General features: G+C 64.7%; 23 protein-coding genes. 15 read left to right on the top strand and 8 right to left on the bottom strand.

Annotation, left to right across the window (positions count from 1 at the left end):
- Nucleotides 1-20 precede the first annotated feature (20 nt).
- The 3 genes from minD to AB8Z38_RS08175 all read left to right on the top strand — a co-directional run bounded on the left by minD (nucleotide 21) and on the right by AB8Z38_RS08175 (nucleotide 1,470).
- Nucleotides 21-836 carry a septum site-determining protein MinD gene (gene minD / locus AB8Z38_RS08185; protein WP_369724116.1) on the top strand — a complete coding sequence of 272 codons (816 nt, stop codon included), beginning with the start codon at nucleotides 21-23 and terminating at the stop codon, nucleotides 834-836.
- Nucleotides 833-1,114 carry a cell division topological specificity factor MinE gene (minE, locus tag AB8Z38_RS08180; protein WP_211385525.1) on the top strand — a complete coding sequence of 94 codons (282 nt, stop codon included), beginning with the start codon at nucleotides 833-835 and terminating at the stop codon, nucleotides 1,112-1,114. The genes minD and minE overlap by 4 nt, the downstream gene beginning before the upstream one ends.
- 170 nt (nucleotides 1,115-1,284) lie before the next feature.
- Nucleotides 1,285-1,470, top strand: coding sequence for a hypothetical protein (locus AB8Z38_RS08175; RefSeq protein WP_369724114.1), 186 nt, complete (start codon nucleotides 1,285-1,287; stop codon nucleotides 1,468-1,470).
- A gap of 18 nt (nucleotides 1,471-1,488) precedes the next feature.
- Here the strand turns inward: AB8Z38_RS08175 and AB8Z38_RS08170 are convergent, their stop codons facing one another.
- From AB8Z38_RS08170 to AB8Z38_RS08155, 4 genes are all read right to left on the bottom strand, one after another.
- Complete coding sequence (locus AB8Z38_RS08170; protein WP_369724113.1) at nucleotides 1,489-1,737, bottom strand: hypothetical protein; 249 nt, start codon at nucleotides 1,735-1,737, stop codon at nucleotides 1,489-1,491.
- A 114-nt stretch (nucleotides 1,738-1,851) separates the two neighbouring features.
- Nucleotides 1,852-2,241 (bottom strand): hypothetical protein, encoded by a 390-nt coding sequence (locus AB8Z38_RS08165; RefSeq protein ID WP_369724111.1) that lies wholly within the window; start codon nucleotides 2,239-2,241, stop codon nucleotides 1,852-1,854.
- A 73-nt stretch (nucleotides 2,242-2,314) separates the two neighbouring features.
- A complete protein-coding gene (locus AB8Z38_RS08160) occupies nucleotides 2,315-2,551 on the bottom strand; it encodes a hypothetical protein (RefSeq protein WP_369724109.1) in 237 nt (78 codons plus the stop codon).
- Between the two features lie 379 nt (nucleotides 2,552-2,930).
- Complete coding sequence (locus AB8Z38_RS08155; protein WP_369724107.1) at nucleotides 2,931-3,872, bottom strand: hypothetical protein; 942 nt, start codon at nucleotides 3,870-3,872, stop codon at nucleotides 2,931-2,933.
- A gap of 326 nt (nucleotides 3,873-4,198) precedes the next feature.
- On the opposite strand from AB8Z38_RS08155, the gene AB8Z38_RS08150 reads away from it, so the two are divergent.
- The 3 genes from AB8Z38_RS08150 (at nucleotide 4,199) to AB8Z38_RS08140 (ending at nucleotide 6,100) form a co-directional block, all read left to right on the top strand.
- Nucleotides 4,199-4,795: a L,D-transpeptidase gene (locus AB8Z38_RS08150; protein WP_369724105.1), complete on the top strand. Its 597-nt coding sequence runs from the start codon at nucleotides 4,199-4,201 to the stop codon at nucleotides 4,793-4,795.
- A gap of 112 nt (nucleotides 4,796-4,907) precedes the next feature.
- Nucleotides 4,908-5,894 carry a hypothetical protein gene (locus AB8Z38_RS08145; protein WP_369724103.1) on the top strand — a complete coding sequence of 329 codons (987 nt, stop codon included), beginning with the start codon at nucleotides 4,908-4,910 and terminating at the stop codon, nucleotides 5,892-5,894.
- A gap of 17 nt (nucleotides 5,895-5,911) precedes the next feature.
- On the top strand, nucleotides 5,912-6,100 hold the full coding sequence (locus AB8Z38_RS08140; protein ID WP_369724101.1) for a hypothetical protein: 189 nt from the start codon (nucleotides 5,912-5,914) through the stop codon (nucleotides 6,098-6,100).
- On the opposite strand, the gene AB8Z38_RS08135 is transcribed toward AB8Z38_RS08140, so the two are convergent.
- Nucleotides 6,097-6,528: a hypothetical protein gene (locus AB8Z38_RS08135; protein WP_369724099.1), complete on the bottom strand. Its 432-nt coding sequence runs from the start codon at nucleotides 6,526-6,528 to the stop codon at nucleotides 6,097-6,099. The two genes, AB8Z38_RS08140 and AB8Z38_RS08135, sit on opposite strands and share 4 nt — an antisense overlap.
- A gap of 134 nt (nucleotides 6,529-6,662) precedes the next feature.
- On the bottom strand, nucleotides 6,663-7,127 hold the full coding sequence (locus AB8Z38_RS08130) for a MarR family winged helix-turn-helix transcriptional regulator (protein WP_369724097.1): 465 nt from the start codon (nucleotides 7,125-7,127) through the stop codon (nucleotides 6,663-6,665).
- A 97-nt stretch (nucleotides 7,128-7,224) separates the two neighbouring features.
- On the opposite strand from AB8Z38_RS08130, the gene AB8Z38_RS08125 reads away from it, so the two are divergent.
- The 6 genes from AB8Z38_RS08125 to pdxY all read left to right on the top strand — a co-directional run bounded on the left by AB8Z38_RS08125 (nucleotide 7,225) and on the right by pdxY (nucleotide 12,369).
- A complete protein-coding gene (locus AB8Z38_RS08125; protein WP_369724094.1) occupies nucleotides 7,225-9,147 on the top strand; it encodes an FAD-binding monooxygenase in 1,923 nt (640 codons plus the stop codon).
- Nucleotides 9,148-9,303: 156 nt separating this feature from the next.
- Nucleotides 9,304-10,260, top strand: a complete 957-nt coding sequence (locus tag AB8Z38_RS08120; protein ID WP_369724093.1) for an SH3 domain-containing protein — start codon at nucleotides 9,304-9,306, stop codon at nucleotides 10,258-10,260.
- A gap of 177 nt (nucleotides 10,261-10,437) precedes the next feature.
- Nucleotides 10,438-10,716: a hypothetical protein gene (locus tag AB8Z38_RS08115; RefSeq protein ID WP_369724091.1), complete on the top strand. Its 279-nt coding sequence runs from the start codon at nucleotides 10,438-10,440 to the stop codon at nucleotides 10,714-10,716.
- Between the two features lie 134 nt (nucleotides 10,717-10,850).
- The gene (locus AB8Z38_RS08110; protein ID WP_369726770.1) at nucleotides 10,851-11,057 is read left to right on the top strand and encodes a hypothetical protein; all 207 of its coding nucleotides are present in this window, start codon (nucleotides 10,851-10,853) and stop codon (nucleotides 11,055-11,057) included.
- A 71-nt stretch (nucleotides 11,058-11,128) separates the two neighbouring features.
- Nucleotides 11,129-11,446, top strand: coding sequence for a hypothetical protein (locus AB8Z38_RS08105; RefSeq protein ID WP_369726769.1), 318 nt, complete (start codon nucleotides 11,129-11,131; stop codon nucleotides 11,444-11,446).
- A 110-nt stretch (nucleotides 11,447-11,556) separates the two neighbouring features.
- Nucleotides 11,557-12,369, top strand: a complete 813-nt coding sequence (gene pdxY / locus AB8Z38_RS08100) for a pyridoxal kinase (protein WP_369724089.1) — start codon at nucleotides 11,557-11,559, stop codon at nucleotides 12,367-12,369.
- A 7-nt stretch (nucleotides 12,370-12,376) separates the two neighbouring features.
- Here pdxY and AB8Z38_RS08095 read toward each other — a convergent pair whose 3' ends face one another.
- Complete coding sequence (locus AB8Z38_RS08095) at nucleotides 12,377-13,705, bottom strand: hypothetical protein (protein ID WP_369724087.1); 1,329 nt, start codon at nucleotides 13,703-13,705, stop codon at nucleotides 12,377-12,379.
- A 222-nt stretch (nucleotides 13,706-13,927) separates the two neighbouring features.
- On the opposite strand from AB8Z38_RS08095, the gene AB8Z38_RS08090 reads away from it, so the two are divergent.
- Nucleotides 13,928-14,131 (top strand): hypothetical protein, encoded by a 204-nt coding sequence (locus AB8Z38_RS08090; RefSeq protein WP_369724085.1) that lies wholly within the window; start codon nucleotides 13,928-13,930, stop codon nucleotides 14,129-14,131.
- Nucleotides 14,132-14,367: 236 nt separating this feature from the next.
- On the opposite strand, the gene AB8Z38_RS08085 is transcribed toward AB8Z38_RS08090, so the two are convergent.
- Nucleotides 14,368-14,721 (bottom strand): zinc ribbon domain-containing protein YjdM, encoded by a 354-nt coding sequence (locus tag AB8Z38_RS08085; protein ID WP_369724083.1) that lies wholly within the window; start codon nucleotides 14,719-14,721, stop codon nucleotides 14,368-14,370.
- A 326-nt stretch (nucleotides 14,722-15,047) separates the two neighbouring features.
- Here AB8Z38_RS08085 and AB8Z38_RS08080 point away from each other — a divergent pair, with 326 nt between their 5' ends.
- Both AB8Z38_RS08080 and AB8Z38_RS08075 read left to right on the top strand, forming a co-directional pair.
- On the top strand, nucleotides 15,048-15,713 hold the full coding sequence (locus AB8Z38_RS08080; RefSeq protein WP_369724081.1) for a cell envelope biogenesis protein TolA: 666 nt from the start codon (nucleotides 15,048-15,050) through the stop codon (nucleotides 15,711-15,713).
- Between the two features lie 313 nt (nucleotides 15,714-16,026).
- Complete coding sequence (locus AB8Z38_RS08075) at nucleotides 16,027-16,308, top strand: hypothetical protein (RefSeq protein ID WP_369724079.1); 282 nt, start codon at nucleotides 16,027-16,029, stop codon at nucleotides 16,306-16,308.
- Nucleotides 16,309-16,559: the final 251 nt, after the last annotated feature.

The following is a 16,559-nucleotide window of genomic DNA, read 5'->3' as shown; positions in this document are numbered from 1 at the left end:
GTCAAGGAGGATAATTTCAAATGGCCAAGGTTCTGGTCGTCACATCAGGCAAGGGCGGGGTCGGCAAGACGACGACGACCGCCGCGCTGGGAGCCGCGCTCGCGCAACGCGGCGACAAGGTCGTGGTCGTCGACTTCGACGTCGGCCTGCGCAATCTTGACCTCGTGATGGGTGCCGAGCGCCGCGTCGTGTTCGACCTCATCAACGTGGTGCAGGGCGTCGCCAAGCTGCCGCAGGCGCTGATCAAGGACAAGCGCCTGGAGAACCTCTGGCTGCTGCCGGCCTCGCAAACCCGCGACAAGGATGCGCTGACCGAAGAGGGCGTCGGCAAGGTCATCGAGGATTTGCGCAGCCGCTTCGACTGGGTGATCTGCGACAGCCCGGCCGGCATCGAGCGCGGCGCCTCCATGGCGATGCGCTTTGCGGATGAGGCGGTGATCGTGACCAATCCGGAAGTCTCGTCGGTGCGCGATTCCGACCGCATCATCGGCATGCTCGATTCCAAGACCGTGCGAGCCGAAAAGGGCGAGCGTGTCGAGAAGCACATCCTCATCACCCGCTACGATCCGTCCCGCGCGGCGCGCGGCGAGATGCTGTCCATCGACGATATCCTCGAGATCCTCGCGACGCCCTTGCTCGGCATTATCCCGGAAAGCCAGGACGTGCTGCGCGCCTCCAATGTCGGCACACCGGTGACGCTGTCGAACGCCGAAGGCGCACCCGCACGGGCCTATATCGATGCGGCGCGGCGGCTGTGCGGCGATACCGTGCCGATGCAGGTGCCGGCCGAGCGCAAGGGGTTCATGGATCGACTGCTGCGACGGAGGGCTGCATGAGCATGGGTCTGCTCCGGCTTCTCCGTGGCAACAAGGCCTCCGCACCGGTCGCACGCGAACGGTTGCAGATCCTGCTTGCCCATGAACGCGGACTGCGCGGCCAGCCCGATCTGCTCGGCGTGCTGCGCGAGGAAATTCTCGCCGTCGTGTCCAGGCACGTCACGCTCGACCCGACCAAGGTCATCGTCCGGCTCGATCGCGGCGACGAGGTGTCGACCCTGGAGGTCGATATCGAAGTGCCCAACGATTTCGAGCGCAAACGCGCGGCGGTCGGGTAGGGGATCGACCGAAGACCCCACTTTGGGGTGGGTGAAAAGGCAGTCCGCCGGGGCATCGGCGGGCTGCCTTGCCGTATGCGCGCGCAACCGGAACGGGACGGGCGGCTCGATCGTTGTCGAGAAGCCCGCGGGACGCCAGCCTCGCGGGCTCGTCAAACGGGAGAGCGCCCATGATGTCCGAGGTCCAGGTCCATACCCTCGCGCGGCAGATGCTGGAACAGCATGGTTTCGCCGCGATCGCGAAGGCGGCCGAACAGGCGCAGGCCTGCGAGGGCCGCGGCGAGGCGGATGAGGCAAAGGAATGGCGTCACATTGCCGACGCCATGAAGATCATGCGCGGCCCGCATCAGAGCTGATCGCCGGAACGGGCAGGCTCAGCGCTCCTCGTGATCGGTTCCCCGTGTCGGGGTCCGATGCTGCGTTTGCGGCTGCTCGCGCTCGCCGGTCTCCTTGCAGGGGAGCTGCTCCCAGGAGCCGTCCGGGGCCTGCTGATAGGCGCTACAGGATGACGCGGCCGACCTGTCCTCGCCCCTCTGGGCGTCGGAGTTTTTGGCGAGCGCCGGTGCAGCTTGCATGGTGCTGGCCGCAAGCGCGCCAGCGAAAACGAGGTGAGTGATCCGCATGGGGTTCTCCGGTTTGAAAAACGTCCGCATGCTGGCGAGGAATGTGACGATTCTGGCCGTCCCGCGGGTTCCGTCGTAGCCTGTTTGCGACCTGCTTAACGCCGCGGAGACGGACTAGCCGCCCTTGCTGCGGATCAGACCGGCGAGGCTGGTCTTCTGCTTTTCGCACCAATTGCTCATGCCGAGACGGCGCTGATCGAGATCGGTCGCCTGCGTCGCCACCGCGACCTCGGCCATCAGGTCGTCGTCCTGCTTCTCGCCCATCTTGCCGCCGGTATGCATGAAGGCGATCGCCTTGCGCACTTTCTCGGTGGTGCCCTCGGGCAGCTGCATCTGCTGCGCCTTTTGCAACAGATCCTGATAGGCCACGTCCGTGTTCGGACATTCGACCTTGGCAGCGAAGGCCTGCAAGACCAAGGTCACATAGGTCGAGCGCGGATGGTCGTCGGCCCGGGCTGGTGCGGCAATCAGCATCAGTCCGGCAATCAGGAAACCGTAGCGCATTCCTTGGACCTCCCCGAATTTTTGGGAAGGCTAGCGCCCGGCGCGCTGCTCCGCAATGGGAACGATCGACGGCCTAGCCTGATCGTTGCCAGGCCGGCACGGGATCGAGCGGCGTGCGATAGAGCTCGTTGTGATCGCGATCGGTGACGCGCACCGCGCAACCCTTGTCATGAAGCTCCGGCTTCACCTGCGACAGCTCGTTCGCCAATTGCTGAGCGCGATCGGAGGCGACCTCGATGTCCTCGAGGATAATGCCGCCCTGGTTCTTGAACTCTTCACCAACCACAAGATCGAAATAGTAGTAAGGCATCCGAATTCCCCGGTGTGATGACCCAAGTCTTCAACGCAAGTTGCGAGTGCAAGTCTCAACACATGTCGGATGATACCACTGAGTCGATTATTCCTGAATGAAGCGGTCGCGCAAACTCTGTGCTTATGGCGCAGAAATCATGTGCAGCACGTGCGGGCGTTAAGATTTTATTAAATACGTCAGCGCGATCATGAGGCATGGAATCGCAACAGAACCGGACTCCGGAACCGGCAGTTGCAAGAGAAGGCCGGCGGCATAGATCCCGACGGCCTTTTCTCTTTGCTCACGGCACGCATCTCCGTAGTCGCACGGACTCAACCCATCACACCGACTCGGACAGCGTTGCGCCACCATTGTGATCGCGCTGTTGCGACGATCGTTAGTGCACCGGCATCGGCGGACGCACGACAGGTCCGTCGTCATCGGCAACGGCTTGCGTGGCGGCTGCTGGCGGCGGCACGGCGACAGCCTGCGACGGCAGCGGTGGCGGCGCAATCGATGTGGGCGCATATGTCTGGGTGTATGCCGGCGTGGTGATCGGCTTCGGCTTGCGAACAGGCGCAACCGGTCGCGGCGGTAGCGCGGACATCCGAGCGCGCGGATCGATCGGCCTGGTCTCAGCAACCGGCTTCGGCGCAGCCGGCTTCACCATCTCGCGCGCCATCTGCTCTTGCGCGGCCTTCAACTCCGCGATGTTGGCCTTGAGTTGCTCGATCTGCTGCGACATCGCGGCGACATCGCGCGTCATCGACTGCAGCGATCCGGTCGCGTCAGGGGCGGGGGCTTGAACTGCTTGCGTCGCGGGCTGAACCTGGGACTGATCGTCGGTCTGCTCCGCTGCGGCCTGCGCAACTGGCGCAGCGGCCGGTTCGGTCGTCGCCGGCGTTGCCTGAGATGTCGAAGGCACCAGCGACAACAAGGACGGTGTCCATTCGGCGAGCATTTGCCGTGCGGTATCGCCGTGTCTCTCCCACGCGACGGTGGCCGCAGCGCTGCCCCCGGCAAACAGCATGGTGATGAACGCGGCCCGAAACCACTTGCCGACGGCTGATGGCTTTTCTCGGCCGGGCACGTCATTGGCGGCCACGCGGATCGCTGTGTCGACGGACGGCGCCGCCATTCTCGGCACCCCGGGAGCCACATCGATCGTCGGTTTCGCGGGGTCTGCGATTTCCGGCGCGAGATTTGGCGCCTCGCTGCTGGCGCGCGAGGCCAGCACCACGTCCGGCGAAATCTGCACGGCGTCGTGCGGATCGTTGTCCTTCATCGTGTCCTTCACGATCTCATCGACGATTTGCCTGCTGTTCAGCGTCGCGAGCATCGCAACTCCTTTGAAGCGTTGGTCGTCCGCATTGGCGCGAGCCGATCTATTGTCTGAGCCCATCCCAAGCCCTGAACGCACGAGTCCAGCCGGGTTTGACCAAAGCAAGGCGAGGCGGTGGAGAGACTGCGACGGTCTTCCGCCGTTTATGGTGATGGAACCAGGTTTTGCGAACACGCCCAGTTGTTCCGCTCTGCCTTGTTTTCAGCACGATTTGGGCACCAACTGGCAAGGCTGGGGGCGCTGCTATCCGCTATCGGGGGCCGGCGGTGCCAAGACTCTCAATCGCTGTTTTCGCAATTGCCTTGCTTCCGCTCGGCGGATGCATGCAGGCAACGCTTTCACCATCGAGCGACGCGAGCATGACGCCGCGCGACCGGCAATTGCTGGCGCATGTGCCCTACGCCCAGGCGACCGTGCCCGAGCAATATCTCCGCCACGTCGTCGATTATCCGCGCAAGGAACAGCCAGGCACGATCCTGGTCGATACCGATGCGCGCTATCTCTACTACGTGCTGCCGGAGGGCAAGGCGATCCGCTACGGCGTCGCGGTGGGCGAAGAAGCGATGGCCTTTTCCGGTGTGGCCCGGGTCGGGCGTATGGCGGAATGGCCCGACTGGATTCCGACACCAGAGATACAGGCGCGGCTCGGACCCTATCCGGCGCGTGTCCCCGGCGGCCCCGCCAACCCGCTGGGCGCGCGCGGCATCTATCTCTATGCCGGCAACAAGGACACGCTCTATCGCATCCACGGTACCAACCAGCCGGAATATATCGGGCAGGCGATCTCGTCGGGCTGCATCCGGATGCGCAACGAGGACGTGATCGATCTGTTCGATCGGGTGAAGCTCAACGCGACGGTCGTGGTGCTGCCGCCCGGGCAAAGCGCGCAGGTTGAGACCGGGACGAGCTGGCACGGTTGAAGCGCTCCAGGCCGCAAGCGCCCGGCGCGTCGCTTGTCGACAATTTTATCCATTGTCTTGCGCCGGCCGTAACGCTTCGCGTCTAGCGTGCAGCGAGCAAGGGGTTGCTCGCATGTATCTCGTCAAGAATTCGCCGCGCGCGCTGTTCGCTGCGCTGATTCCGCTGGCCATCGTCGAGGCCGTGCTGCTGGTCTTCGCAATCGCGGGCGGGCAGGTGACCGATCCCGCAGGTGTGCCGGCCCCAGATCAGATCGTGATGTTCTATGCGGGACGCATGGCGATGAATGCGGCCTTTCTGTTCGCCGGCCATACCGTGCTGCGGCAGTGCAAGATGTCCAGCCGGTTCGCCTATGGGCTGATGGGCGGCGTCATGGCCGCGGCGAGCTATGGCATTGCGATGCGCAACCACATCCAGCTGGGGGCGCCTGGCGACGGTACGGTGCTAACGATCGGTCTGTTGCCGACGATCGCGGGAATGATCGGCGGTTTCCTCTATGGCCAGTTCGCCGGGCTCGTGCCGGTTGCGCGCGCAGCCGGTACGACGCCCCACGCCAACGCACCGGCAGCGCCGCCTGCAATTGTATTCGACGGACCGGTCCAGGTCCGCACGTCGGTAGCAGGGATTGCGATTGCCGCGTTGATGCCGACTGTGCTCGCGACACTTCTGCCGTACACGTTGCTGCCGCTGTTGATGCATGGCTTCGCGGACAAGAGCACCGCCCACATCTTTGCCGCGGTGATTCCGGCGCAGACGTTCATGATCATGATGGTGATCTCGGTCATTCCTTCGAGCATTTTCATGCTCTGTGTGCACCACGTCGCGCGGGCCATGAGCCGCCGCCGCGCGTGGGAATATGCGGCCATCGGAGGCGTTGCGGCGTTCGCCTGCGCGCTGCTGCTCGCGCTGGCTGTGCCGCTCCTCTCTGCTCTCCTGGTGCCGGCGGCATTTTGCGGGGCCCTGATGGGCGCGCTCTATCGCCGCTTCGCAGGGCTTGAACCGTTGCCGCTACCTGAACTCGTGGTTGCAAGCGATCCGAACGCGCTGGTCAGCGCCGATCATCCGTCGCGACACCAGCACGGCGTCATTCTCAGCAACTGATCGCCAAGGACGGAACTATGAAAGTGTTTGCGGCGATGGGCGCGGCAATAGTGATTGCGGCCGTGGCAGCGATCTGGTTCATGACCGGGCCCGTGCTTGTGGTGATGGAGGTCCGGCCGCTTCAGGCGAGTGCAGAAGTCCCGACGTTCAGGCCCGTGCCGTCCAGCTTGGCGCGCTCGAGCGCGCCGGCGCCGGTGTCGCCCTAATTCTCAGGCCGTGCGATCCGCCATTGCAGTGTCGTGGCGTTGCCGTTGGCTTCGCCCGGCGCCTTGTCGGCCGGTGAGGTATAAAGCGGGCGAAAGCGGTAGGCCCACATTTTGCTGCCGTCGTTGCGGCTGATGACGGTGAAGTCGCCGATGGCCTTGGCGTCGGCCGGCGCGGGTAGCGGCAGCCAGCTCTCGACGCACTTGCCGTTGCAGTTCGACGTCTTGCCGGTGGTGTCGCGCTCGTAATAATACAGCGTCATGCCCTTGGGGTCGACGAGCGTGGGGCCTTGCTTGGTCAGGACCACCTTCGCCGGGGAGTTCGTGGCATCGGGCTTCGGTGGCGGAGGGGCATCGCCGCCATGTCCGTTAGCAAGCGCAGGAACGGTCGAGAGCGCGACCGCTGCGGCAACAAGAGCGAACCTGAACATCCGAAACTCCCCAAACGGCAAAGTTAATCGCGCGTTAAGCGCCTAGCGTAGCCGACGGTAGCAGCCGAAGGTTAGTTCCAGGTTTCACCGCACTGCGATAGTTACGGACAGGGCTGGCACTGCGCGGAGACCGGCTACGCCTGTGCCTCGCGGAGCGGGGCTCGGCTGAGCTCGTTGCCTGCGGCAATTGCCTTGCGCAACAGCCGCATCAATTCCTCGCCTTCCTTCGCGCTGAGCCCGCGCAGCATGACGCGTTGCGCGGATTCCACCGCCGGCGTGATTCTGCGAAGGACGCGCTTGCCTTCGTCGGTAAGCTCAAGTTCGCGGGCGCGGCGGTCCCGGCTGGAGGCGCGGCGCTCGGCGAGCCCCTTCTGCACCAGCCGATCGATCACGCCGGTGATGGTGGTGCGGTCATAGGCGATCAATCCGGCGAGTGTCACCTGGTCGAGCCCCGGGTTGGACTTGATGGTGGCGAGCGCCGCGTACTGCACCGGCGTGAGGTCGAAGCCGGCGTCGCTGACTTCGGCCAGAAACACTGCCACCGCGATCTGCTGGAACCGGCGCGCCAGGTGCCCGGGCATGTCGTTGTTGTCTTTCACCGGAATCTCCTCGGCAGCAGGAAGGACAGTTTGACAAGTATACTGATAGTCAGCATACTGAGCAATATCCAAATTGAACACCGCAGGAGAGGTGCGCATGCAATTCCATCTGAATGGATTCCAGCCCGGCGACCCCGAAATCGCGGATCCTGCCGAGCGCGTTCAGTGTTCAGGTGCGGTCGGTCCGCTGCCTCGGGAGGTCGATGTCCTCATCGTCGGCTGCGGCCCCGCCGGCCTGACGCTAGCGGCTCAGCTTGCGCAATTCTCCGACATCAAGACCTGCATCGTCGAGCAGAAGCCGGGGAGGCTAACTATCGGCCAGGCTGACGGCATCGCCTGCCGCACCATGGAAATGTTTCACGCTTACGGCTTCAGCGAGCGTGTCCTGAAGGAGGCCTATTGGGTCAACGAGACGACGTTCTGGAAGCCGGACGAACGGGCGCCGGAGACGATCGTGCGCAGCGGCCGGGTGCAGGACGTCGAGGACGGGCTGTCGGAATTCCCGCACGTCATCCTCAACCAGGCGCGTATCCATGACGGGTTTCTCGACGTCATGCGCAAGTCGCCGGCCAAGCTCGAGCCCTATTATGGGCGGCGCTTGCTCGACCTTCAGGTCGATCGGACGGCTGGTCCCGCCGATCATGCGGTGACCGCGCGCCTCGAACGCGTCGATGCGGCGAACGAGCGCAAATTCGAGACCATCAAGGCGCGCTACGTGGTCGGCTGCGATGGTGCGCGCAGCGTGGTCCGCAAATCGATCGGCCGCGAGCTGCACGGCGATTCCGCCAACCATGCCTGGGGCGTGATGGACGTGCTCGCCGTGACCGATTTTCCGGACATCCGCTTCAAGGCCCTGATCCAGTCGGCGCAAGACGGCAGCCTTCTGATCATCCCGCGCGAGGGCGGCTACATGGTTCGCCTCTATGTCGAACTCGCCAAGCTCGAGGTCGGGGAGCGCGTCGCCAACCGCAATATCACCGCCGACGACGTGATCGCAAAGGCGCGACGGATCCTCAATCCGCACAAGCTCGAGGTGAAGGAGATCGCCTGGTGGTCGGTCTACGAGATCGGCCAGCGCCTCACCGACAAGTTCGACGACGTGCCGCAGGCCGAAATTGCGACGCAGCTGCCGCGCATCTTCATCGCGGGCGATGCCTGCCATACCCACAGCCCGAAGGCCGGGCAGGGTATGAATGTCTCGATGCAGGACGCCTTCAATCTCGGCTGGAAGCTTGCCTCTGTCATTCGCACGCAGTGTGCGCCCGGGTTGCTTCATACCTATTCGGCCGAACGCCAGGCCGTCGCGAAAGAACTGATCGACTTCGATCGCGAATGGGCGGGCATGCTGGCCTCCGCCGCCAAGGCCGGCGGTGCCGGTGCGGCCAAGACGCAGGATTATTTTGTGAGGCACGGCCGCTACACCGCGGGTACGGCGACGCACTATCGTTTCTCGATTCTCACTGGCGGCACGTCGCATCAGCATCTCGCGGAAGGCCTTGTCATCGGCAAGCGCTTTCACTCCGCGCCCGTGATCCGGCTCGCCGACGCAAAGCCCGTTCATCTCGGCCACGCCGCGAGTGCCGACGGTCGCTTCCGCATCTACGCATTTGGTCGCGCCGAAGATCCCGCAGCAGCGGGCTCGGCCATTCGCGCGTTGTGCAACTTCCTCTGCGAGGCGGGGGAATCGCCGGTGCGCCGCTATACGCCTGATGGCGCCGACATCGACAGCGTGATCGACCTGCGGGCGGTGTTCCAGCAGCACCATCACGAGCTCGCCGTGGAGGCGATGCCCGCGCAGCTTCTGCCGCGCAAGGGGCGCTACGGCCTGGTCGACTATGAGAAGATGTACTGTCCCGACCTGAAGAGCGGCGCCGACATCTTCGCCATGCGCGGCATTGATCGGAAGGCGGGCTGTATGGTCGTGGTGCGGCCGGACCAGTATGTCGCGCAGGTGCTGCCGCTCGATGGGTTTGCGGAGCTTGCGTCGTACTTCGACGCGTTCATGCTGCGGGCGAGCTGACCACGACCCATTCGCCTCGGCGATGAACGCCGGATGAATATCGAACCCGAGACAGCCGCCAACGCCGTGCGTCTCGATCTTTTGACGAATGCGACGGCACTGTGCGGAACGCTGTCTCCGCTCGGGCGTTCCGACTTTCAGAAGGAGGAACACGCCATGAGACTCAGAACCATTTTGGTTGCCGCATTGCTGCTAGCCCCAACGGCCGCATTGGCCGCTCCGGGCATCGTGACCGTCTCGACCGGCTTGCGCGCCGGGCCGGGCGCGGGCTTTCCGATGGTCGATCGCATCCCGGAGGGCGCCCGCGTCAACATCCATGGCTGCCTGCGTGGCGATGCCTGGTGCGACGTGAGCTTCTCCGACGATCGCGGCTGGGTGTCGTCGCAATATCTCGAATATCTCTACCGCAATCACTACGTCTATCTGCCCGACTATGCCGACCGGATCGACGTGCCTGTCGTTCCCTTCGTGCTGAGCTCGTACTGGTCGAGCTACTACGCGGGGCGGCCCTGGTATCGGCGGCACGCGTACTGGAATAACTACTGGACTTCGCATGAGCGCTTCGCGACGCGGATGACGATCGATCCGCACGCCGTCCGGATCGGGCGCGCGGCGACGCGTGATGCCGCGATCGCGCTCGGCCGCAACGGTGAGAACGCCAGGGGCGGCGCCGCGATCACCGGGCGCGATGCCGTGAGGGCAGGGCATGATGCCGCTGTCGTAAAGGGTAACGCCGCGGTCGCGAATGACCGTTCCGGTGCCGGACGGAGCGAGCGGTTTGCTCACCAGCAGACTACGGTTCAAAATCGCGGGGTGCGCGATGCGCAGGCGCGCATGATGCACGACCATGCTGCCAACCGCGCCGTGGCCCGGGTGCAACCGATGGCGCACGGACATGAAGCGCCTCGTATGTCGGCTGCCCGGCCGGCGATGCAGCACATGGCCCAGCCCAATGTCAGCCATGGTTCGCCGATGAATGCGCATGCCCAAATGGCAGCGCCGCGCGCAGCTCCTCCCGCCAGGCCGGTGGGCGGCGGTGCACCGCATATGGGTGCCGGCCCGCATGGCGGCGGCGCGCCGGCCGGTGGCCCCGGCGGCCATCAGAAGCACTAGTCTAGAGAGCCCGGCCTCCGCGCCGGGCTCTTTTTTTGCGGGCCGCAACTTCGTTTGGAGCGCGCAACTCGCCTAAAGTTTGAACCAGTTCTTCGGACGCAGATTTCATCGATCGTAATATCTCTACCCAAAGCTGTAAGCATCCACTCGGGGCAGCGGGGGCACGGGAGGATGACGATGAGACAGAGCCAGACGGACACGCGTCGCCAGAATGTCGCGAAGCGTTCGATGACAAGAGAGGCCAAGCAGCTGGGCGGCCTGATTGCCGGCTTGCGCAAATCGCTCGACGGCATCCACAAGGAGAGGGCGAATCCAAAGCTGTCGGGTGCCGAGACGGGTTTGCTCGACGAGCGGCGCAACAATCTGCTGCTCACTATCGCTGCCCTCGACGATCGCCTGTCGGCGATACAGGGGCTGATGAACCTCGGCCGTCCACATGTCATCCGCGTTCACTAGGAACGCACGCGTCGCCCAGTCCAATCCTTGCGGCGGACCGTGCCCGGATGATGGCGCAATGCTGTCGTGGACGGCACCAAATTGCCACGCTCCCGGCGAATTGCCGCCAAAGCCCGCTGCCACGACGAGAGCGGGTGCGGGGCAACGTAAGGGGACGCGCATTGGCCTATAAAATGATCGCAGAACGCGACAATGAGAAGTACAGTTTTGCCCGCGAGAGCCGCTTGCTCATCGTGGCGAAGGCGAAGGTTTGGGCGAGCGAGGGCTGGCGGGTCGTCATCACCGATCAGGACGGCAAGGCTTACGCGCCGCCCGAGTTCGATCAGTTGCTCGCGGCGTGACCGCAGGACGGGGCCAGGGGACGACATTGAGATCGTTATTTTGGCCGGGGCGCGAAGTCATCGCGCCTCTGATGGTTGTTGTGGCCGCCGCGCTGACGGCGACGGTCGCTTCCGCGCAAAACCTCGACGCCGGCAAATCGGTCGAAAAGCTCTTCGCGGACGGTTGCGCGACCTGCCATCGCAGCCCCCGGGGCCTTGCCAAGGGGCGTTTCAGTCTCCCGCTGTCCTGGTTCCTGAAAGACCATTACGCCACCAGCCCCGACATGGCGAAGGCGCTCGCCGCTTACCTGGAATCGGTCGACACGCCGCCAGCGCGTACCGCGGCGAAGCCGGCCGCAAAATCCGCCCGATCATCACCGCGTCCGCCCCGATCGGTGCAGGATCATTAGCGACAGCTCCGGGTGATGATGTTTGCCGTCTCAGGCGGCTTACATGCGCCGATGGGTCTGCCTCGCCGCCGCGCTTGCCTTGCAGGGTGATTGATCCTACGGACCTTTGCATGCTCGTCATCTCCATTCAAAGCCAGGTGGTCCACGGCCATGTCGGCAACAGCGCGGCCGCTCCTGCCATGCAGGCGGAGGGCGTCAACGTCGCGGCGGTGCCGACGACGCTGTTGTCGAACCATCCGCGCTACCCGACCTTGCGCGGACGCGTGCTGGAGGCCGAGCTGGTCGCCGATCTCCTTAGGGGCGTCGAGGAGCGCGGCCTCGTCGACGAAGCCGCATTGCTGGTCACCGGCTACCTCGGCTCGCCCGACAACGCCGCCGTCATTGCCGATTTCGTCGAACGGGCGCTGAGGCGGAATCCAAGGCTTGTCTATCTCTGCGATCCCGTGATCGGAGACGACGGCCGCATCTATGTCGCCGACGGAATTCTGGACGTGCTGCGGCGCCGGCTGCTGCCGGCCGCCAACCTGATCACGCCGAACCAGTTCGAACTCGAGTTGCTCTCCGGCGTCACGGTCGCGGATAAAGATGGCTTGCGCGCGGCAGCCGCTGCGATTGCAGGCCAGCGCCGGGTCGACGTGGTCGCCACCGGCTGCACGCTCATTGATACGCCGGCAGGGCAGGTGGAGACGATCTTGTGCGCCGACGGGCAATTGTCGCGCTTTGCGACGCCGCGCCTGCCGATCCGTCCCTATGGCACCGGCGATCTCCTGACCGGCCTGATCGCGGCGCATCTCGCCAAGGGCACGGCGATCGAGGCGGCGGTGCGGCTTGCGGTCGAGACGGTTTTTGCCGTGCTCACCCGGACGCAGGAGGCGGGATCTGCGGAGATGCGTCTGGTGCCGCTGCCGGCGTCGAAGACGTAAACCTAGATCAAGTCGCCCGCTTCGCGGCGGTCTGCGCCGACTTCTGCGGTTTTGCCGGGCTCTTCTGCTCGCGTGCCGATTGTGCCTTCTGCGACTTTGCACTCGCGGTCCGCAGCTTCTTCGACTTCGCGGTGCTGGCTTCCTTGCGGTCGCTGGCGACGCCACGACGCGAGACGTACTCCTGGCCGTCGATCGGGCCGACATGCGGCGGGTCGCGGCCGAGATAGGGCCTGCCGATGCCGAGCGCCTTCCCGTTCGCGTCGACCCATTTCCACAGCGCTTCCGTCGAGACCCAGCGCTGCGCGCGGTTGTCGCCCTTGGTGCTGACGATATCGGCCGCGAGCCCGTGGCCGTAGCCGCCGCGCGAGCTACCGCCGTGATAGGAGCGGTCGGACGCCGCTTTCAGGCCGCTCGCAATCGATTGGCGATAGTCGTCGCGGAACGCGCTGGTGATGCCGGGCGAGAGACCCGCCGCTTCGGCGGCCAGCAGCGTGCGAAACAGCTTTTGCTTGAAGCCCTTGTCCATGCCGCCGATGACGTAGTCCATCAGCGGCATGTTGGCATGCACGGCCGCTTTCGGATCCTTCCAGCCAAAATCCTCGTCGACGAGCTTGGTGAAGCTGCGCATCACCGTGACCGTCTTGCCTCTGCGCTTGATGGTGACGGCGCGGCGGTCCTCGACCTTGATCGAGTCTTCCTTCGGCGTGCGCTGGTAGAGCGCCCAGAGAAAGCGATCGATGCAGGCATCCATGGCGAAGCATTCGTCGAGCACGGCCACGCTGTCGGCCGAGGGCGACGCCCTGCTTTCGGCAACGGGCCCGCTCGCGATCGCTGCAGGCGAGAGCATCTCCGTCGGCACGACGTCGCCGGGATCGGCAGATGCGAGCTTGGTCGTGGGCTCCGCGGGCGCAGCTTCGCTGGCGGCGGGAGCCGGCTCGAGTGAGACCTGAGGTTCGGGCGAGACTTGGGGCTCAGGCGGCGCTATCGGCGCGGGCGAGACCGCCGGCAGCGTCTCGGTCGGATCAGCGGAGGCGAGCTTGATGACGGGGGCGGGTGCCTCGGTCGTTGCTACTTCGGCAGTTGCCGGGCCAGGCACCGTGGCCACCGCAGCCGCGATGTCGGCGGTCAGCGCGATGCCGTCTTCGATGGTCGCAGCGCGCGGGATATCGGCGAGCTCGAGGCGAGTGAGATTTTTCGCGCGTGAGACGGCGGCCGCATCGGCGCCGCTGTTCTCGATCAGGGCCGGCGCATAGGCGGAGAGGGACAGTGCCAGCCAGCCGACCATCACGGCCGAGGGGCACGAGACCGCTACGATAAGAGACCGCCGATCATTCATGATCCCCGCCTCCGAAAGGTTCGGTCGAACCAGTGTTGCACAGCCAAGCACGCGGTGTCTCAATTGTTCGGGCGGCGATGTGGCGGTGCAATGACGCAAATCGGCGAAAAAGGGCTTTTCAGGCGACTGTGGCCTGGGGGCAACGGCGGTTCCATCCGGGTTCCAGCAGCTGGGATGCATCACGCAGCGCAACCTTGCCGCCCACGGCGCGTTTGGTCGGGCATGACGCATAGCTCGCTTCGTCCGATGGACGCCTTCGATCCCGCTGAACCCGCCATTCTGCACGATCGCATCACCGACAAGATCATCACCTGGACCACCGACCAGGCCGACGACTATCGCCGCGCCAGCCGGCCCTGCGCGGATGGAGCCGTCACCTGGAAAGGCTACGTCTTCGACGGCTGGGGCAACGTGCTCGGCGGCTGATCCACGCCCAAGCGGCAACACACACTTCACCCGAAAACGGAAAGGCCGCCCAGCGGGCGGCCCTGCAAGTCTGAATGCGGTGATGCAATCAAAGACGTCTTGTCAAAAGCCAGCCCCGGGTTGAGAAAAATAGATACGCGCTGCAAACGCCTTCCCGGCACTTGGGAGATTGCACAGTTTTCCCGGCTGGTTAAGAGGGATTGTGTGTTCCGCAGGAGGAACACGCGGCGTTGCCGCTACGCCTTCTTCACGAACTCCGACTTCAGGTTCATCGCGCCGATGCCGTCGATCTTGCAGGCGATGTTGTGGCCGTCGGTGGCGTCCTGCAGGCGGATGTTGCGGACCTTGGTGCCGCCCTTCACGACGGACGACGAGCCCTTGACCTTGAGGTCCTTCATCACGATGACGCTGTCGCCGTCGGCGAGTGCATTGCCGTGGGCATCGCGCACGCCGGTCTCTTGCGGCGCAGCCGCTGCCGCACCGTCGGCAGCGCTCCATTCATGGGCGCATTCCGGGCAGATCCAGAGATCGCGATCCTGGTAGGCGTGCTCCGAATTGCAGTTCGGACATTTCGTGGTGTCGTCGGTCAAAAGCCTGATCCCCCATGCTGGCGAGGCGCACCCTAGGTTCGCATCCGGCTAAAGCAAGCGAAATGCGCGCGTGTGTCGCTTGTGGTGCGTGCGTACCCGGGAAACGCTGCCATCAGATGCAAAACATCGAAAACAACCCCATGCACAGTAGAAACATCCAATGATTTCTGGCTTCTGGGATACCGAAAAAGTGTCGAGCGGGGCCGCTGCGCATGTGTCGGGCCGACTTCGGCTATCCCGAATAGAATTTGACTCGTCGGGCAAAACAGGGGCATGATGGCATCGTGGCGGCTGAGGGCTTGTGCGTCGCCAGGCCGCGGGGCGACATGCCGAAAAAACCGACACGAAAACCGACGCGAAAGCTCAAGACCTACCAGACCTCGCTCGGCTTCTACGACCAAGCGGTCGCCGCGCCCTCGATGAAGGCGGCGCTGGAGGCCTGGGGCGCCAGCTCCAATTTGTTCCATCAGGGCGCGGCGAAAGAGACCGACGATCCCGACATCGTCGCCGCGACCATGGCAAGCCCGGGCGTCGTGCTCCGGCGCCCGGTCGGATCGGACGGCCCGTTCACCGAGCACGCCGCGCTGCCGACCGATCTCGCCGACGACGATGCGAAGCCCAAACGCAAGTCCAGGGCCAAGTCCAGGTCCAAACCGGGCAAGCGCGCGGCCAAGAGCGCGCGTGAGCAACCCCGCGAGATCGACCGCGAGCAAGCCCGCAAAGCCGCCGCGGCGTTCGAGAAGGAAGAGCGGCGCCGTGAAGCCGAGCGCCGCAAGCAAGAGACCGCTCGTGCCAGGGAGCGCGCGCATCGGGAGAAAGCCGTCGCCACTGCGCAAGCCGCGCTGGACAAGGCGATGCGGGAGCACGAGGCCCGGGCGGAGGAGATCGAAGCCGCGCGCGCCGCGCTCGATCAACGCGCCGAGGCCGAGCAGAGCCGGTGGGACAAGCAGAGAGCCAAGCTCGCCGAGGCGGTGCGCCGGGCGCGGGAGTAGGGCTCGCGCTGGGAGCGGCTGCGGTGTTTGCGCCCCAATCACTTCGGCGCACAAGCGCCAAAGCAATGCGCGATGCGCCGTCACAGTCCCCGTCATTGCGAGCGAAGCGAAGCAATCCAGAATGCCTCCGCGGAGACAGTCTGGATTGCCTCGTCGCATCCGCGCAAAATTGCTTCGCATTTTGTCGCGGGCTCCTCGCAATGACGGGGGAGAGAGTTGCCGGCGCCGACTGTCATTCAAGCAAGCCGAGTGCGAATTTGGGCTTGCCTTGCGTGACGTCCTTTTGCACTCTTGGTGGGAAGGAGATCAACGCATGCAGAAAACAACAATCGCCTGTGCTCTCGGAACGGCCGTGGTGCTGTGTCAGCTCGGGATCTCAGGCGCTGAAGCCCGGACGCGCAGGGCGTACGTGGTTCGTGAACCGCAGGAGAGACTCATCGTCACGGCGCCCGTGCTCAGGCCCACGCCGTGGGATTACAACATCGTTCCACGCTATCGTTATCGCCCCGAAGACGACCGGGTCGATCCGTACGGCCCGCCGCTGGAGCCGTCGTGGGTCCGCTATGAGGCGTGGCGCTGGCCGTATTGGTGGTGAGGTCAGCGGCGAACGCGGACTTGATCAGGCGCGCATGATCGGCAGAGCGGAGCGCGTAGGATGGGTTGAGCCCTTGCGAAACCCATCACTGTGTTGAGAAGGACGTGATGGGTATCGCTTCGCTCCACCCATCCTACGGGACTTCCGCTGATGTCCATGCGGGCAAGCGGGGCAGTCTCACTGTCCCGCCATGAACCCGGCGGCCAGATCGCAGGCGCCTGCATTGTTCTAAATCAACAAACCCGCTCATC

Origin of the sequence: Bradyrhizobium sp. LLZ17 (assembly GCF_041200145.1) — a bacterium.
Lineage (GTDB): Bacteria > Pseudomonadota > Alphaproteobacteria > Rhizobiales > Xanthobacteraceae > Bradyrhizobium.
This window is presented reverse-complemented; position numbering and strand designations above follow the sequence as displayed.

Excerpts from the sequence above, each read along its gene's own strand:
- AB8Z38_RS08135 (WP_369724099.1), bottom strand. The coding sequence starts at position 6,528 with ATGTTCAGGTTCGCTCTTGTTGCCGCAGCGGTCGCGCTCTCGACCGTT.
- minE (WP_211385525.1), top strand. The coding sequence starts at position 833 with ATGAGCATGGGTCTGCTCCGGCTTCTCCGTGGCAACAAGGCCTCCGCA.
- AB8Z38_RS08145 (WP_369724103.1), top strand. The coding sequence starts at position 4,908 with ATGTATCTCGTCAAGAATTCGCCGCGCGCGCTGTTCGCTGCGCTGATT.
- minD (WP_369724116.1), top strand. The coding sequence starts at position 21 with ATGGCCAAGGTTCTGGTCGTCACATCAGGCAAGGGCGGGGTCGGCAAG.
- AB8Z38_RS08150 (WP_369724105.1), top strand. The coding sequence starts at position 4,199 with ATGCAGGCAACGCTTTCACCATCGAGCGACGCGAGCATGACGCCGCGC.
- AB8Z38_RS08160 (WP_369724109.1), bottom strand. The coding sequence starts at position 2,551 with ATGCCTTACTACTATTTCGATCTTGTGGTTGGTGAAGAGTTCAAGAAC.
- AB8Z38_RS08155 (WP_369724107.1), bottom strand. The coding sequence starts at position 3,872 with ATGCTCGCGACGCTGAACAGCAGGCAAATCGTCGATGAGATCGTGAAG.
- pdxY (WP_369724089.1), top strand. The coding sequence starts at position 11,557 with ATGCTCGTCATCTCCATTCAAAGCCAGGTGGTCCACGGCCATGTCGGC.
- AB8Z38_RS08120 (WP_369724093.1), top strand. The coding sequence starts at position 9,304 with ATGAGACTCAGAACCATTTTGGTTGCCGCATTGCTGCTAGCCCCAACG.
- AB8Z38_RS08095 (WP_369724087.1), bottom strand. The coding sequence starts at position 13,705 with ATGAATGATCGGCGGTCTCTTATCGTAGCGGTCTCGTGCCCCTCGGCC.
- AB8Z38_RS08115 (WP_369724091.1), top strand. The coding sequence starts at position 10,438 with ATGAGACAGAGCCAGACGGACACGCGTCGCCAGAATGTCGCGAAGCGT.
- AB8Z38_RS08080 (WP_369724081.1), top strand. The coding sequence starts at position 15,048 with ATGCCGAAAAAACCGACACGAAAACCGACGCGAAAGCTCAAGACCTAC.
- AB8Z38_RS08175 (WP_369724114.1), top strand. The coding sequence starts at position 1,285 with ATGATGTCCGAGGTCCAGGTCCATACCCTCGCGCGGCAGATGCTGGAA.
- AB8Z38_RS08075 (WP_369724079.1), top strand. The coding sequence starts at position 16,027 with ATGCAGAAAACAACAATCGCCTGTGCTCTCGGAACGGCCGTGGTGCTG.
- AB8Z38_RS08165 (WP_369724111.1), bottom strand. The coding sequence starts at position 2,241 with ATGCGCTACGGTTTCCTGATTGCCGGACTGATGCTGATTGCCGCACCA.
- AB8Z38_RS08105 (WP_369726769.1), top strand. The coding sequence starts at position 11,129 with ATGGTTGTTGTGGCCGCCGCGCTGACGGCGACGGTCGCTTCCGCGCAA.
- AB8Z38_RS08090 (WP_369724085.1), top strand. The coding sequence starts at position 13,928 with ATGACGCATAGCTCGCTTCGTCCGATGGACGCCTTCGATCCCGCTGAA.
- AB8Z38_RS08140 (WP_369724101.1), top strand. The coding sequence starts at position 5,912 with ATGAAAGTGTTTGCGGCGATGGGCGCGGCAATAGTGATTGCGGCCGTG.
- AB8Z38_RS08170 (WP_369724113.1), bottom strand. The coding sequence starts at position 1,737 with ATGCGGATCACTCACCTCGTTTTCGCTGGCGCGCTTGCGGCCAGCACC.
- AB8Z38_RS08125 (WP_369724094.1), top strand. The coding sequence starts at position 7,225 with ATGCAATTCCATCTGAATGGATTCCAGCCCGGCGACCCCGAAATCGCG.